Source organism: Caloramator proteoclasticus DSM 10124 (assembly GCF_900129265.1).
GTDB lineage: Bacteria > Bacillota > Clostridia > Clostridiales > Caloramatoraceae > Thermobrachium > Thermobrachium proteoclasticum.
This window is the reverse complement of record NZ_FQVG01000013.1, coordinates 1-13,731: the sequence shown is the minus strand read 5'-3', so window position 1 is coordinate 13,731 and position 13,731 is coordinate 1. Positions and strand designations below refer to the sequence as shown.

26 protein-coding genes are annotated in these 13,731 nt (G+C 36.7%); all 26 read right to left on the bottom strand.

All coding sequences use genetic code 11. The features are described from left to right. Positions 1-6: 6 nt before the first annotated feature. On the bottom strand, positions 7-276 hold the full coding sequence (locus BUB63_RS04685) for a KOW domain-containing RNA-binding protein (protein ID WP_027309146.1): 270 nt from the start codon (positions 274-276) through the stop codon (positions 7-9). An 11-nt stretch (positions 277-287) separates the two neighbouring features. Next, positions 288-1,037, bottom strand: coding sequence for a type I methionyl aminopeptidase (map, locus tag BUB63_RS04680; protein ID WP_027309145.1), 750 nt, complete (start codon positions 1,035-1,037; stop codon positions 288-290). Then, positions 1,034-1,687: an adenylate kinase gene (locus tag BUB63_RS04675; protein ID WP_073248117.1), complete on the bottom strand. Its 654-nt coding sequence runs from the start codon at positions 1,685-1,687 to the stop codon at positions 1,034-1,036. Before BUB63_RS04675 ends, map begins: the two co-directional genes overlap by 4 nt. Positions 1,688-1,707: 20 nt before the next feature. Further along, the gene (secY, locus tag BUB63_RS04670; RefSeq protein ID WP_073248116.1) at positions 1,708-2,982 is read right to left on the bottom strand and encodes a preprotein translocase subunit SecY; all 1,275 of its coding nucleotides are present in this window, start codon (positions 2,980-2,982) and stop codon (positions 1,708-1,710) included. Between the two features lie 2 nt (positions 2,983-2,984). Then, positions 2,985-3,425: a 50S ribosomal protein L15 gene (rplO, locus tag BUB63_RS04665; protein ID WP_073248115.1), complete on the bottom strand. Its 441-nt coding sequence runs from the start codon at positions 3,423-3,425 to the stop codon at positions 2,985-2,987. Between the two features lie 16 nt (positions 3,426-3,441). Further along, the gene (rpmD, locus tag BUB63_RS04660) at positions 3,442-3,621 is read right to left on the bottom strand and encodes a 50S ribosomal protein L30 (protein WP_027309141.1); all 180 of its coding nucleotides are present in this window, start codon (positions 3,619-3,621) and stop codon (positions 3,442-3,444) included. 14 nt (positions 3,622-3,635) lie between these two features. Beyond that, entirely contained in the window at positions 3,636-4,133 is a 498-nt protein-coding gene (gene rpsE / locus BUB63_RS04655; protein WP_073248114.1) for a 30S ribosomal protein S5, read from the bottom strand. Positions 4,134-4,152: 19 nt separating this feature from the next. Beyond that, a complete protein-coding gene (gene rplR, locus BUB63_RS04650; RefSeq protein ID WP_073248113.1) occupies positions 4,153-4,521 on the bottom strand; it encodes a 50S ribosomal protein L18 in 369 nt (122 codons plus the stop codon). Positions 4,522-4,539: 18 nt separating this feature from the next. Beyond that, positions 4,540-5,082: a 50S ribosomal protein L6 gene (rplF, locus tag BUB63_RS04645; protein WP_073248112.1), complete on the bottom strand. Its 543-nt coding sequence runs from the start codon at positions 5,080-5,082 to the stop codon at positions 4,540-4,542. A gap of 23 nt (positions 5,083-5,105) precedes the next feature. Beyond that, positions 5,106-5,504: a 30S ribosomal protein S8 gene (gene rpsH / locus BUB63_RS04640; protein WP_027309137.1), complete on the bottom strand. Its 399-nt coding sequence runs from the start codon at positions 5,502-5,504 to the stop codon at positions 5,106-5,108. Positions 5,505-5,529: 25 nt separating this feature from the next. Continuing rightward, complete coding sequence (locus tag BUB63_RS04635) at positions 5,530-5,715, bottom strand: type Z 30S ribosomal protein S14 (protein ID WP_027309136.1); 186 nt, start codon at positions 5,713-5,715, stop codon at positions 5,530-5,532. Positions 5,716-5,731: 16 nt separating this feature from the next. Continuing rightward, a complete protein-coding gene (rplE, locus tag BUB63_RS04630) occupies positions 5,732-6,274 on the bottom strand; it encodes a 50S ribosomal protein L5 (protein ID WP_051350702.1) in 543 nt (180 codons plus the stop codon). 21 nt (positions 6,275-6,295) lie between these two features. Further along, positions 6,296-6,613: a 50S ribosomal protein L24 gene (gene rplX / locus BUB63_RS04625; protein ID WP_027309134.1), complete on the bottom strand. Its 318-nt coding sequence runs from the start codon at positions 6,611-6,613 to the stop codon at positions 6,296-6,298. Between the two features lie 24 nt (positions 6,614-6,637). Next, positions 6,638-7,006 carry a 50S ribosomal protein L14 gene (rplN, locus tag BUB63_RS04620; protein WP_018663705.1) on the bottom strand — a complete coding sequence of 123 codons (369 nt, stop codon included), beginning with the start codon at positions 7,004-7,006 and terminating at the stop codon, positions 6,638-6,640. A 25-nt stretch (positions 7,007-7,031) separates the two neighbouring features. After that, positions 7,032-7,286, bottom strand: coding sequence for a 30S ribosomal protein S17 (gene rpsQ, locus BUB63_RS04615; RefSeq protein ID WP_027309133.1), 255 nt, complete (start codon positions 7,284-7,286; stop codon positions 7,032-7,034). An 18-nt stretch (positions 7,287-7,304) separates the two neighbouring features. Then, the gene (rpmC, locus tag BUB63_RS04610) at positions 7,305-7,517 is read right to left on the bottom strand and encodes a 50S ribosomal protein L29 (RefSeq protein ID WP_027309132.1); all 213 of its coding nucleotides are present in this window, start codon (positions 7,515-7,517) and stop codon (positions 7,305-7,307) included. Beyond that, complete coding sequence (gene rplP / locus BUB63_RS04605) at positions 7,507-7,947, bottom strand: 50S ribosomal protein L16 (protein ID WP_073248111.1); 441 nt, start codon at positions 7,945-7,947, stop codon at positions 7,507-7,509. The genes rpmC and rplP overlap by 11 nt, the downstream gene beginning before the upstream one ends. A 24-nt stretch (positions 7,948-7,971) precedes the next feature. Further along, positions 7,972-8,646, bottom strand: a complete 675-nt coding sequence (rpsC, locus tag BUB63_RS04600) for a 30S ribosomal protein S3 (protein WP_073248110.1) — start codon at positions 8,644-8,646, stop codon at positions 7,972-7,974. Between the two features lie 25 nt (positions 8,647-8,671). Next, positions 8,672-9,007: a 50S ribosomal protein L22 gene (gene rplV / locus BUB63_RS04595; protein WP_027309129.1), complete on the bottom strand. Its 336-nt coding sequence runs from the start codon at positions 9,005-9,007 to the stop codon at positions 8,672-8,674. Between the two features lie 18 nt (positions 9,008-9,025). Next, positions 9,026-9,307 carry a 30S ribosomal protein S19 gene (gene rpsS, locus BUB63_RS04590; protein ID WP_073248109.1) on the bottom strand — a complete coding sequence of 94 codons (282 nt, stop codon included), beginning with the start codon at positions 9,305-9,307 and terminating at the stop codon, positions 9,026-9,028. Positions 9,308-9,372: 65 nt separating this feature from the next. Then, positions 9,373-10,200 carry a 50S ribosomal protein L2 gene (gene rplB, locus BUB63_RS04585; RefSeq protein WP_027309127.1) on the bottom strand — a complete coding sequence of 276 codons (828 nt, stop codon included), beginning with the start codon at positions 10,198-10,200 and terminating at the stop codon, positions 9,373-9,375. 63 nt (positions 10,201-10,263) lie between these two features. Then, positions 10,264-10,563 carry a 50S ribosomal protein L23 gene (gene rplW, locus BUB63_RS04580; protein ID WP_027309126.1) on the bottom strand — a complete coding sequence of 100 codons (300 nt, stop codon included), beginning with the start codon at positions 10,561-10,563 and terminating at the stop codon, positions 10,264-10,266. After that, positions 10,563-11,183, bottom strand: coding sequence for a 50S ribosomal protein L4 (rplD, locus tag BUB63_RS04575; protein WP_027309125.1), 621 nt, complete (start codon positions 11,181-11,183; stop codon positions 10,563-10,565). The genes rplW and rplD overlap by 1 nt, the downstream gene beginning before the upstream one ends. A 24-nt stretch (positions 11,184-11,207) precedes the next feature. Next, positions 11,208-11,837 (bottom strand): 50S ribosomal protein L3, encoded by a 630-nt coding sequence (gene rplC, locus BUB63_RS04570; protein WP_027309124.1) that lies wholly within the window; start codon positions 11,835-11,837, stop codon positions 11,208-11,210. 56 nt (positions 11,838-11,893) lie between these two features. Beyond that, positions 11,894-12,202 (bottom strand): 30S ribosomal protein S10, encoded by a 309-nt coding sequence (gene rpsJ / locus BUB63_RS04565; RefSeq protein WP_027309123.1) that lies wholly within the window; start codon positions 12,200-12,202, stop codon positions 11,894-11,896. Between the two features lie 307 nt (positions 12,203-12,509). Further along, positions 12,510-13,712 carry an elongation factor Tu gene (tuf, locus tag BUB63_RS04560; protein WP_073248108.1) on the bottom strand — a complete coding sequence of 401 codons (1,203 nt, stop codon included), beginning with the start codon at positions 13,710-13,712 and terminating at the stop codon, positions 12,510-12,512. Between the last annotated feature and the right edge of the window lie 19 nt (positions 13,713-13,731).

Below are 13,731 nucleotides of genomic sequence, written 5' to 3'. Positions count from 1 at the left end.
ACCTCCTTATAATAAACCCATTGACTGCAAAGTTTTTTTAAGGTCTGCATTGGTGATGCGTTGATTTGTTTTAATTTTTTCAACTATGTCTACTGCAAATTTATCGTGAAAAACAAGATGCTTAATCTTCTTTTTCTTTGGCGATTCAATCTTTCTTAAATCTCCATCTGCAAGAAGAACATAGTTTTCATCTATAATTCCTACTACTATAAAGTATCTACCCTTATCTCTACCTGCTCTTGAATGAACTATTTGTCCCAGGGCAATATTATCCATACATTCCACCTCTATTTTTTCAAAGTTAGAATCTCAGGACCGTTATCAAGTATAGCAACAGTGTTTTCATAATGTGCAGACAGCTTTCCATCGTAAGTAACTACTGTCCAACCATCGTCTAATTCCTTAACTGCGAAGGTTCCCATATTAACCATAGGTTCTATCGCAAGAACAAGTCCCTTATTCAATCTCATTCCTCTTCCGCTTTTGCCATAGTTAGGAACTGATGGTTGTTCGTGCATCTCACGTCCTATACCGTGCCCTACATAGTCACGTACTACAGAAAAATTGTTTTTTTCTACATATTCCTGGATAGCTGCTGATATATCTCCTAATCTGTTGCCAACCTTTGCATATTTTATTCCCTCAAAAAAACTTTCCCTGGTAACATCGATTAGTCTTTGGGCTTCGGGAGTTACCTTACCTACTGGGAAGGTTCTTGCTGCATCACCATGAAAACCTTTATAAAAAGCACCGCAGTCAACACTTATTATATCGCCTTCCTTCAGTACTCGCTCTCCCGGAATTCCATGTACTACTTCTTCATTAACTGAAGCACAGATTGTTGCTGGGAACCCGTGGTAACCCTTAAATGAAGGACGGGCTCCACAGCTTATTATATATTCTTCTGCTATTTTATCAAGTTCTTTTGTGGTGATACCAGGTTTTATTGCCTCTTCTAAAATTAGAAGAGTCTCAGCGACTATCTGCCCTGCTTTTCGCATTATTTCAATTTCTTGATCAGATTTTAAATAAATCATTTTTTGTCGCTCCCTAAAACATTACATATTTCTTCAAATACATCATTTATATCCTGTTCACCATTAATATTTTTTATTAAACCATTCTTCATATAATAATCTATCAATGGTTGGGTTTGTTTATTATAAACTGATAGTCTATTCTTAACTGTCTCTTCTGAGTCATCTGCCCTTTGTACAACTTCTGCTCCACAGTAATCGCATACTCCTTCAACCTTTGGAGGATTAAATACTACGTGGAAACTTGCACCACACTTTGGGCATACTCTCCTACCAGACAATCTTTCTATTAAATTATTCTCATCTACCTTAATATTTATAACATAATCAAGTTTAGTTCCTAATTCTGATAATACATCATTTAGTGCATCAGCTTGAGCTACTGTTCTTGGAAAACCATCTAATAGAAAACCATTTTTACAATCATCTTCCTTTATTCTATCCTTTACTATTTCAACAGTAAGCTCATCTGGAACTAATTGTCCTTTATCAATGTATTCCTTGGCCTTAATGCCCAGAGGCGTCATTTCTTTAATGTTCTTTCTGAATATATCACCTGTTGATATATGAGGAATATTATATTTTTGAACTATTAATTTTGCTTGTGTTCCTTTTCCCGCCCCAGGTGGTCCAAGAAGCACTATTTTCATCTAAATCAACTCCATTTACTCTATTTCAAGAAACCTTCGTAGTGTCTCATTACTAAATTTGCCTTTAATTGTTTATCTATTTCTAATGCAACACCAACTACGATAAGTAATGCAGTACCACCAAATTGTAACTGTCCAAGATTGCTTACTTGACTTAGTATTATTGGAGTTACTGCTACGATTGAAGCAAATATTCCACCGATGATTGTCATTCTATTAATAACTCTTGTTAAAAACTCTTCAGTTGGTTTACCAGGTCTAAGTCCAGGTATAAATCCACCACTCTTTTGTAAATTTTGTGCTACTTCATCTGGTTTAAATGTAACTGTTGTATAGAACCAAGTAAAGAAAACTATAAGTATTACATATATTATTGGATATATTGGATACTTTGGACTTAGCCATCCTGCTTCAAATAACATTCTAAATTTATTAGTTGGTGGCAGTGTTAATTGTGATATTACTAATGGAAATTGCATTACTGACATAGCAAATATTATAGCAATAACACCAGCAGAGTTAACGTTTATTGGAATATGCGTGCTTTGTGCACCATACATACGCATTCCAACTTTTCTTTGAGCATATTGAACTGGTATTCTTCTTTCTGCTAAATCCATAGTAACAACACCCGCAACTAATGCAAGTGCAAATACTATGAATAAAACAACTTGTATAATGTTAACTGATTGACCCTTAACTAATATAGTTAATTGTGCAATCATAGCTGGTATTCTTGCTAATATACCGGAGAATATTATAAGTGATGTTCCATTTCCTAAACCATATTCAGTGATTTTTTCACCTAACCACATTAAGAATATTGTTCCAGTTATTAATGTTATTATTATAATTAAAATTTGTGTCCATCCCTCTTGTGCAAGTGCACCATTGTTTCTTAGATACAAGCTTATACTTAAACCTTGTATTGCAGCAAATATTAAAGCTGCATATCTTGTGTATTCTGCAATCTTCTTTCTGCCTTCTTCGCCTTCCTTTGAAAGCTGTTCAAGGCTTGGAATTGCAATTGTCAACAAGCTAAATACAATGGATGCATTAATGTAAGGAACTACACCTAATGCAAATATACTAAAATCTTTAAAAGCTCCACCTGATATTATATCGAGGAAACCCAGATACAGACCACCCTCTACCATCTGCTTAACAACATCTGTTCTAACTCCAGGAACAGGAATAAATACTCCTGCCCTGAAAACTAATAACAAGAACAGAGTTGTAAGTAGTTTCTTTCTTAATTCTGGTACCCCCCAAGCATTACGTAAGGTCTTAAACATAATTAAATCACCTCAACTTTTCCTCCGGCAGCTTCTATTTTTTCTATAGCTGACTTTGTGAAGTTATGAGCCTTTACAGTTAAGCTCTTTGTTAAAGTTCCTTCGCCAAGTATCTTTATACCGTCTCTTACATTCTTAACGATTTTAGCTTCCTTTAAAAGTTCTGGTGTTACTTCTGTTCCGTTTTCAAATTTATTTAAAACTTCTATATTAACTTCTGTATATTCCTTAGCAAATATGTTTGTAAATCCTCTCTTTGGTAGTCTTCTGTGTAGTGGCATTTGACCTCCTTCAAAACCTGGTCTTACTCCACCACCTGATCTTGAAGTTTGGCCCTTTTGTCCTCTACCAGCTGTCTTACCTTGTCCTGTAGCTGTACCTCTACCCTTTCTCTTAGGCTCCTTTGTTGAACCGGGAGCTGGTCTTAATTCATGTAGCTTCATTTTAGCACCTCCCTCATTACATTTCTTCAACTTTTAGCATGTAATTTACTTTATTAATCATTCCCCTGATAGCAGGAGTATCTTGATGCTCAACTGTATGACCTATCTTTCTTAAACCGAGGGCTTTAACAGTAGCTACATGGTCAGGTTTTTTTCCTATTGTGCTTTTTACTAATGTTACTTTTAACTTTGCCATGTAAATCCCCCCTCTTATCCTAATATCTCTTCAACAGTCTTTCCTCTAAGCTTTGCTATTTCTTCTGGTGTTCTTAGCTTGGAAAGTCCGTTTATTGTTGCATTAACCATATTTCTTGGATTATTTGAACCTAGAGACTTAGCTCTAACGTCCTTAATTCCAGCAAGCTCAAGCACTGCACGTACAGGACCACCTGCGATAACTCCTGTACCTTCGTTTGCAGGCATTATAAGTACGCTTGAAGCACCGAATTCACCAACTACATCGTGTGGTACTGTAGTTCCAGTTAATGAAACCTTTATTAAGTTCTTCTTAGCATCTTCGATTCCCTTTCTTATAGCTTCTGGAACTTCAACAGCCTTACCGATTCCTACACCAACATGGCCGTTTTCGTCTCCTACAACTACAAGAGCACTGAATCTAAAGTTTCTACCACCCTTAACAACCTTAGTAACTCTGTTTATATATACAACCTTTTCTTTAAGGTTTAACTTGCTAGGATCGATTCTCATCTATTTCCCTCCTTCTCAATTAGAAGTCAAGGCCTGCTTCTCTTGCAGCTTCTGCAAGTTCCTTAACTCTACCATGATATATATATCCGCCTCTGTCAAATACAACCTTCTTAATTCCCTTTTCTAATGCTCTTTTTGCAACAAGTTCACCTACTACTCTTGCTGCTTCTTTGTTGCTACCACACGCAAGCTTTCCTTTAAGTTCTTTATCTAATGATGAAGCTGCAACAAGTGTTACTCCCATTTCATCATTTATAATTTGTGCATATATATGCTTTTCACTTCTATATACATTTAATCTTGGTCTTTCTGCAGTACCATAAACCTTCTTACGAACTCTTAGGTGTCTCTTTTCCCTTTGTTCGCTTCTGGATGGCTTATTTAACATTTAGCTCACTCCCTTCTATTATTTCTTACCTGTCTTACCTTCCTTACGTCTAATCACTTCGTCAGCGTACTTGATTCCCTTTCCTTTGTATGGTTCTGGTTCTCTTACGCTTCTAATTCTTGCAGCTACTTGACCAACTAATTCCTTATCTATACCCTTAACCACTATTTGTGTAGCTGCTGGTACATCAAATTCAATTCCTTCTTCTGGTTCTATTTCAACTGGATGTGAGTATCCAACGTTAATTACAAGCTTCTTTCCTTGCTTTTGAACCTTGTAACCTACACCTACAAGTTCAAGTGCCTTTTGGTATCCTTGAGTAACACCAACTATCATATTGTTAATTAGTGTTCTTGTTAAACCGTGTAGTTCTCTTGATTTCTTTTCATCGTTTGGTCTTGTTACTACAACTTTGCCGTCTTCAACATTTATATTCATTAATTTGCTAAATTGCCTTGTTAGAGTTCCTTTTGGACCTTTAACTGTTACAAGGTTGTTTGCGTCAACTGTAACAGTTACTCCTTGAGGAACAGCAATAGGTAATCTTCCTATTCTTGACATGACTGCACCTCCATTCGTTTATATTACCATATATAACAGATAACTTCTCCGCCTACTCCTTCTTTTCTTGCAACCTTATCAGTTACTATTCCCTTTGATGTTGAAAGAATAGCTGTTCCTAATCCTCCAAGCACCTTTGGTATATTATCCTTTTGAGCATAAACTCTTAGACCTGGCTTTGATATTCTTCTAACACCAGTTATAACTCTTTCTCTGTTTTGTCCATACTTAAGAGTTACTCTTAACATTGGAACTGACCCGTCCATATATTCTTCAAGGTTAGCTATATAACCTTCTTCTAACATTATTTGTGCTATTGCCTTCTTTATCTTTGAAGCAGGAAATTCAACAAAGTCTTTCCTTGCTATATTAGCGTTTCTTATACGAGTTAGCATATCTGCAATTGGATCAGTCATTACCATATTTTCTGCCTCCTTTCATTTATCATTACCAGCTTGCCTTCTTACAACCTGGAATTTGTCCCTTATAAGCTAATTCTCTAAAGCAAATTCTGCATATTCCGTACTTTCTAAGAACTGCGTGTGGTCTACCACATATTCTACATCTTGTATATGCTCTAGTTGAGAACTTAGGTTCTCTCTTCCACTTTTCAACTAATGCTTTACGTGCCACAGTTTTCCCTCCTTTATTATTGAGCGAATGGCATTCCAAGAAGTCTTAGTAATTCTCTTGCTTCTTCGTCAGTCTTTGCAGTAGTTACAAACACGATATCCATTCCTCTTAGCTTTTCTACCTTATCATATTCTATTTCTGGGAATATTAATTGTTCCTTAACTCCTAATGTGTAGTTTCCTCTACCATCGAATGCCTTGTTTGAAACTCCCTTGAAATCTCTAACTCTTGGAAGAGCAACGTTGAATAGTTTATCTGCAAATTCATACATCTTTGCTCCTCTTAAAGTTACCTTGCATCCGATTGGCATTCCTTGTCTTAACTTGAAATTAGCTATTGATTTCTTTGCTCTTGTAACAACAGCCTTTTGTCCTGTTATAAGAGTTAAATCATTTACAGCCGCATCTAATAGTTTTGAATTATCCTTAGCGTCACCAACACCCATATTGATAACGATTTTTTCTATTTTTGGTACTTCCATTATGCTCTTATATCCAAACTTTTCGCGTAATGCTGGTACCACTTCTTTCTCATACTTTTCCTTAAGTCTTGGAATCATCTAGTGTACCTCCTTTCAGGATTAGAAAGTCTCATTGCACTTCTTGCATACTCTTACCTTTGTTCCGTCTTCTAAGAACTTGTATGCTACTCTTGTTGCCTTATTGCACTTTGTGCAGTAAAGCATAACATTTGATGCATGTATTGTTCCTTCTGTCTTTATTATTCCGCCTTCTCTATTTGCCATACTTGGCTTAACATGCTTTGAAATCATGTTAACACCTTTAACTATTACTCTATTCTTCTTTGGTAGAACCTTTAGAACTTCTCCTACCTTACCCTTATCTTTTCCTGCTATTACAACAACTGTGTCTCCTCTTTTTACATGTACCTTAGGCATTGTCACTTCAGCCACCTCCTTGCATTATAGAACTTCTGGTGCAAGTGATAGTATCTTTGTAAATTCCTTATCTCTTAATTCCCTTGCAACTGGTCCAAAAATTCTTGTTCCTCTTGGTGTTTTGTCATCCTTTATTATAACAGCTGCGTTTTCATCAAATCTTATATATGAACCATCTGGTCTTCTTGTTCCTTTTACTGATCTTACGATAACTGCCTTAACAACGTCTCCCTTTTTAACAACACCTCCGGGTGTTGCACTTTTAACGCTAGCAACTATTATATCTCCTATATTTCCATACTTTCTCTTTGAACCACCTAATACTCTGATACACATAATTTCCTTAGCGCCAGAGTTATCTGCAACCTTTAGTATGGTTTGTTGCTGAATCATATAAAAGCCCTCCTTTCACAACCAATTATTTTGCTCTTTCAACTATTTCAACAAGTCTCCATCTCTTATCCTTGCTTAATGGTCTTGTTTCCATTATCTTTACGATATCACCGATTTTAGCTTCATTGTTTTCATCGTGTGCCTTGAATTTCTTTGTTCTATTAACAGTCTTTCCGTATAATGGGTGACGTACTTTATCTTCAACAGCAACTACTATTGTCTTTTGCATCTTATCAGATACAACTTTACCTATTCTAACCTTTCTTAGTCCTCTTTCCACAGGAAGTACCTCCCTTCATTATTTATTTGCTTCTACTAGTTCTTTCTCTCTTATTATTGTCTTAAGTTGAGCGATTGATTTCTTAACTTCTCTTATTCTCATTGGATTTTCAAGCTGTCCTGTGGCAAGTTGGAATCTTAAATTGAAAAGTTCAGCTTTTAAATCCATAACCTTTTTATTTAATTCTTGAAGATTGCTTTCACGTAGTGCCTTTAACTCATTAGCCTTCATTTACTTCACCACCCATCTCGAAGTCTCTTCTTGTAACAAACTTAGTTTTTACAGGAAGCTTGTGTGAAGCAAGTCTCATTGCTTCTCTTGCAACTTCTTCTGCAACCCCTGATAATTCGAATAGAACTCTACCTGGCTTAACTACTGCTACCCAGTATTCTGGTGAACCCTTACCTGAACCCATACGAGTTTCAGCTGGTTTCTTTGTTATTGGCTTATCTGGGAATATCTTTATCCAAAGCTTTCCGCCTCTTCTTATATATCTGTTTATTGCTATTCTGGCAGCTTCTATTTGATTGCTTGTTATCCAACCCGCTTCTGTTGCCATTATAGCATAATCTCCATATGCTATAAAGTTACCTCTTGTAGCCTTTCCTTTTATTCTTCCACGTTGCACCTTACGATGCTTAACTCTCTTAGGCATTAACATGGTATTTTCCTCCTTCCCGTTACATTAGTTGTTCGCAGCTTCTTCAGTTTCTATAACTTCCTTTTTCTTTCCAAGAACTTCTCCCTTATATATCCAAACCTTAACACCTATTTTCCCGTAAGTTGTGTGAGCTTCTGCAAATCCATAATCTATATCCGCTCTTAAAGTTTGTAGTGGAATAGTTCCTTCATGATATCTTTCTGTTCTTGCCATTTCAGCTCCACCAAGTCTTCCTGAAACAGCAGTCTTTATACCCTTTATGTTGAACTTCATTGCTCTTGATATAGCTTGCTTCATTGCTCTTCTAAATGAAACTCTCTTTTCGATTTGAGCAGCTATATTTTCAGCAACAAGTTGTGCATCTATTTCTGGATTCTTTATTTCAACTATGTTTATAAGTATATTCTTTCCAGTCATCTTAGCTATTTCATTCTTAAGATCTTCTACACCTTGACCGCCTTTTCCGATTACTATACCTGGCTTAGCAGTGTGGATGTTTATCTTTACTGACTTATTTGCTTTTCTTTCTATAACAACTCTTGATATTCCTGCAGCATATAGCTTATTCTTTATAAATTCTCTTATCTTGTTATCTTCTATTAGTAAGTCTGCAAAATCCTTATCATTTGCATACCATTTAGCATCCCAGTCTTTAATAACTCCAACTCTTAATCCATGTGGATTTACTTTTTGTCCCACTATTAACCCTCCTTCTGGTTATGCTTTATGCTCTTTCTTTTAATACCATAGTTATATGGCTTGTTCTTTTTCTTATTCTGTAAGCTCTTCCTTGAGCTCTTGGTCTAAATCTCTTTAGTGTTGGCCCTTGATTTGCATATGTTTCTGCAACAAATAACTTGTTTACATCCATATTGTGATTGTTTTCAGCGTTTGCTATAGCTGACTTAAGTAGCTTTTCTACAACAGGTGCTGCTGCCCTTGGAGTATGCTTTAGTATTGCTAAAGCCTCATTAACCTTCTTGCCTCTTATTAGGTCAAGAACAACCTTTATTTTTCTTGGAGACATTCTTATATATCTTGCATGTGCTCTTGCTTCCATGAATGCGCCCTCCCTTCATTATCTAACTTTTGATTTCTTTTCTGTGTCATCATGGCCTCTGTAAGTTCTTGTTGGTGCAAATTCCCCAAGCTTATGTCCTACCATATCTTCTGTAATATAAACTGGAACGTGCTTCTTTCCATCATATACAGCTATAGTGTGTCCAACCATTTGTGGGAATATTGTTGAACTTCTTGACCAAGTCTTTATAACCTTCTTTTCACCATTCTTGTTCATTTCAAGTATTCTTTTGAAAAGTCTTTCTTCAACAAATGGACCTTTTTTTAATGATCTACCCATGTTAATTCGTGCCTCCCTTCGCATAAGTTAACATTAGGAAGCAGAGCTTAGCCCTGCCCCTTATATTACTTTCTTCTCTTTACTATTAATTTATCTGAATACTTCTTATGCTTTCTAGTCTTATATCCAAGAGTTGGTTTACCCCATGGAGTAACAGGTGATGGACGTCCTATTGGTGACTTACCTTCACCACCACCGTGTGGGTGGTCAACTGGGTTCATAACAGAACCTCTAACTGTAGGTCTGATACCCATATGTCTCTTTCTACCTGCTTTACCTATTATAACTAGTTCGTGTTCTGCATTACCTACAACACCAATTGTAGCTTTGCATTCAAGTCTTACTAATCTAACTTCTCCGGATGGTAGTCTTACTTGTGCGTACTTACCTTCCTTAGCCATTAGCTGAGCTGCTGCACCAGCTGCTCTTACTAACTGACCACCTTTTCCTGGATTTAATTCTATGTTGTGTATCATTGTACCTACTGGAATGTCCTTAAGCTTTAGAGCATTTCCTACTTTAATGTCAGCATTTTCACCTGACATTACTGTATCGCCTACTGATAAACCATTTGGAGCAAGTATATATCTCTTTTCTCCATCTGCATAAGTAAGAAGTGCTATGTTAGCTGTTCTATTTGGATCGTATTCTATAGCAGTTACCTTTGCTGGAATACCATCCTTATCTCTCTTGAAGTCAATTATTCTGTACTTTATCTTGTATCCGCCACCTCTGTGACGTACAGTTATTCTTCCGTAGCTATTTCTTCCTGAATGCTTCTTAAGTGTTATAACCAATGACTTTTCAGGTTCTTTCTTTGTTATTTCTTCAAATGAAAGCCCAGTCATATTTCTTCTACCAGGCGTAGTTGGCTTAAACTTTTTAATTCCCATTGCTAACCCTCCTTTACAGCTTATCTGGCAGTCCTGCCAATAGCGCCAAAATATCTATATCAATTACGCATTAAATCCTTCAAAGAATTCAATTGCTTTGCTATCTGCAGTAAGCTTAACTATTGCTTTTTTGAAGCTTGGTCTCTTACCAACATTCATTCCTACTCTCTTTGTCTTTCCTTCGTAGTTTTGAGTCTTTACATCTTCAACCTTAACTCCAAAAACTTCTTCTACTGCTCTCTTTATCATTGACTTGTTTGCATCTACATGTACCATGAAGGTGTATTGTCTGTTTGCCATTTGAGCCATTGTCTTTTCAGTTATTACTGGTCTTCTTATTATATCATAGCTTGTTAGCTTCATTATGCATACACCTCCTCCACTTTAGAAGCGGCATCCTTAGTTATTATTAGCTTCTCATACTTTAATAGATCGTAAACATTTATATTGTTTACTGGTATAACATGTGCATTTTCTATATTTCTAACTGACTTGTAGATTACTTCATCTGATTCCTTAACAACTATTAAAGTCTTCTTTGCATCGAACTTCTTTAACATTTCAACTATTGTCTTTGTCTTTGGAGCATCTAACTTAAGTTCATCAAGCACTATTATGTTGTTGTCAACAACTTTTGATGAAAGAGCTGACTTTAATGCAAGTCTCTTTACCTTCTTTGGAACTGTAAAGCTGTAATCTCTTGGCTTTGGAGCAAATACAATACCACCATGTGTCCATTGTGGAGCTCTTATAGAACCTTGTCTTGCTCTACCTGTTCCCTTTTGTCTCCATGGCTTTATTCCACCACCAGAAACTTCTGCTCTTGTTAATGCTGATTGTGTTCCTTGTCTCTTGTTTGCAAGTTGCATCTTTACAACTTGATGCATAACATATGGATTTATTTCAACTCCAAATACTGCATCTGAAAGTTCGATTTCTCCAACCTTCTCAGCGTTCATATTATATAAATCTACCTTAGGCATCGTTATTCCTCCTTTCCTTTAGAATCAAGCCTTAACTGAATCTCTTATAATTACTAGACCCTTCTTTGGTCCTGGTACTGCACCCTTAACAAGAATTAGGTTTCTTTCTGCATCAACCTTAACAACTTGTAGGTTTAGCATAGTTGACTTTCTTGCGCCCATATGTCCAGGCATTTTCTTTCCTTTGAATGTTCTTGATGGGTCAGATGAAGCACCCATTGAACCTACCGCTCTATGATACTTTGAACCGTGGCTCATTGGTCCTCTGTTAGCATTCCATCTCTTTATAACACCTTGGAATCCTTTACCCTTTGATGTTCCTGTAACATCAACCTTATCTCCAGCCGCGAATACGTCAGCTTTAATTTCGCTTCCTACTTCGTATGCTGAAACATCTTCTAATCTGAATTCCTTAACAAATCTTAGTGGCTTAAGATTTGCCTTTTCAAAATGTCCCTTCATTGGCTTATTAACAAGCTTTTCTCTTATTTCTTCAAAACCTACTTGAATTGAATTGTATCCGTCTGTATCCACAGTCTTCTTTTGAACAACAAAACATGGACCAGCCTTTATTACTGTAACAGGAATTACTCTTCCGTTCTCATCAAATATTTGAGTCATTCCAAGCTTTCTACCTAATATTGCCTTTTTCATCCTCTACACCTCCTAAACTTATCAGCGGAATGCGAACGCATTCATAATAGTTCATATTATAGCTTTATTTCGATATCAACACCTGCTGGTAGGTCAAGTCTCATAAGTGAATCAACTGTCTTTTGAGTTGGGTTTGTAATATCAATTAGTCTCTTATGAGTTCTTATTTCAAATTGTTCTCTTGAATCCTTGTACTTGTGTACTGCTCTTAGAATTGTTACTACATCCTTTTCAGTTGGTAGTGGTACTGGACCTGAAACTTGTGCTCCAGTCTTCTTTGCAGTTTCAACTATCTTTTGAGCTGATGCATCTAATAGATTGTGATCAAATGCCTTTAATTTGATTCTTATTTTTTGCTTTGCCATAATCTTACCCTCCTTTTCATCGCACGCTTTGATTTTTCTACGCACGACAACGGTTATTGTGTACACTATACCGGGTGTTTCTTAATTTTCCCCGTAAATTTACACACAACCTCGTCGCCCGATTCAAGATCTGGACATACTCGGCAAGAATTCCCCGTTTCCGGCAACCTCTTGCGTCATCGCAGCTTGACACTTCACAACTCTTATATTTTACAATATAATTTGTGATTTGACAATACCTTTATTTTATTTTTTTATTAGTATTTTTTTCATAATTTAGGGCGACTTAACGTCGCCCTAATTTTAATTATTCAAAAATCTTAGCAACAACACCAGCACCTACAGTTCTTCCACCTTCACGGATAGCGAATCTTAATCCTTCTTCCATAGCGATTGGAGTGATTAGTTCAACTTCCATGTTGATGTGGTCTCCTGGCATACACATTTCAACGCCTTCTGGTAGCTTAATTGAACCTGTAACGTCTGTTGTTCTGAAGTAGAATTGTGGTCTGTATCCGTTGAAGAATGGAGTATGTCTTCCACCTTCTTCTTTCTTTAATACGTATACTTGACCTTCAAACTTCTTGTGTGGATTTACTGATCCTGGCTTTGCAAGTACTTGACCTCTTTCTATTTCGTCTCTTGTTACACCTCTTAGAAGTGCTCCTATGTTGTCTCCTGCTTCTGCCATATCAAGTATCTTTCTGAACATTTCTACTCCAGTTACTACTGTCTTCTTCTTTTCATCTGATAGTCCTACGATTTCTACTTCGTCTCCTACCTTTAGTACTCCTCTTTCTACTCTACCAGTTGCAACTGTTCCTCTTCCTGTTATTGTGAATACGTCTTCTACTGGCATTAGGAATGGCTTATCTCTATCTCTTTCTGGTGTTGGAATGTAGCTATCTACTGTGTTCATTAGCTCTAATATCTTTCCACACCATTGACATTCTGGCTTTCCACATCCACATTCAAGTGCTTGTAGTGCTGATCCTACTACGATTGGAGTGTCATCTCCTGGGAATTCATATTCGTTTAGTAGGTCTCTGATTTCCATTTCTACAAGGTCGATTAGTTCTGGGTCATCTACCATATCTGCCTTGTTTAGGAATACTACAATGTATGGAACACCAACTTGTCTTGCAAGTAGTATGTGCTCTCTTGTTTGTGGCATTGGACCATCTGCTGCACTAACTACAAGGATTGCTCCGTCCATTTGTGCTGCTCCTGTTATCATGTTCTTTACGTAGTCAGCGTGTCCTGGACAGTCAACGTGTGCATAGTGTCTTGTTTCTGTTTCGTATTCAACGTGTGCTGTGTTGATTGTTATTCCTCTTTCCTTTTCTTCTGGTGCCTTATCTATTTCGTCATACTTTGTTGCTTGTGCTCTTCCGTATTGAGCTAATACTGTTGTTATTGCTGCTGTTAATGTTGTCTTACCGTGGTCTACGTGTCCTATTGTTCCTATGTTTACGTGTGGCTTGGTTCTCTCAAAATGTGCCTTTGCCATTTCTCTTCTCCTCCTTTAT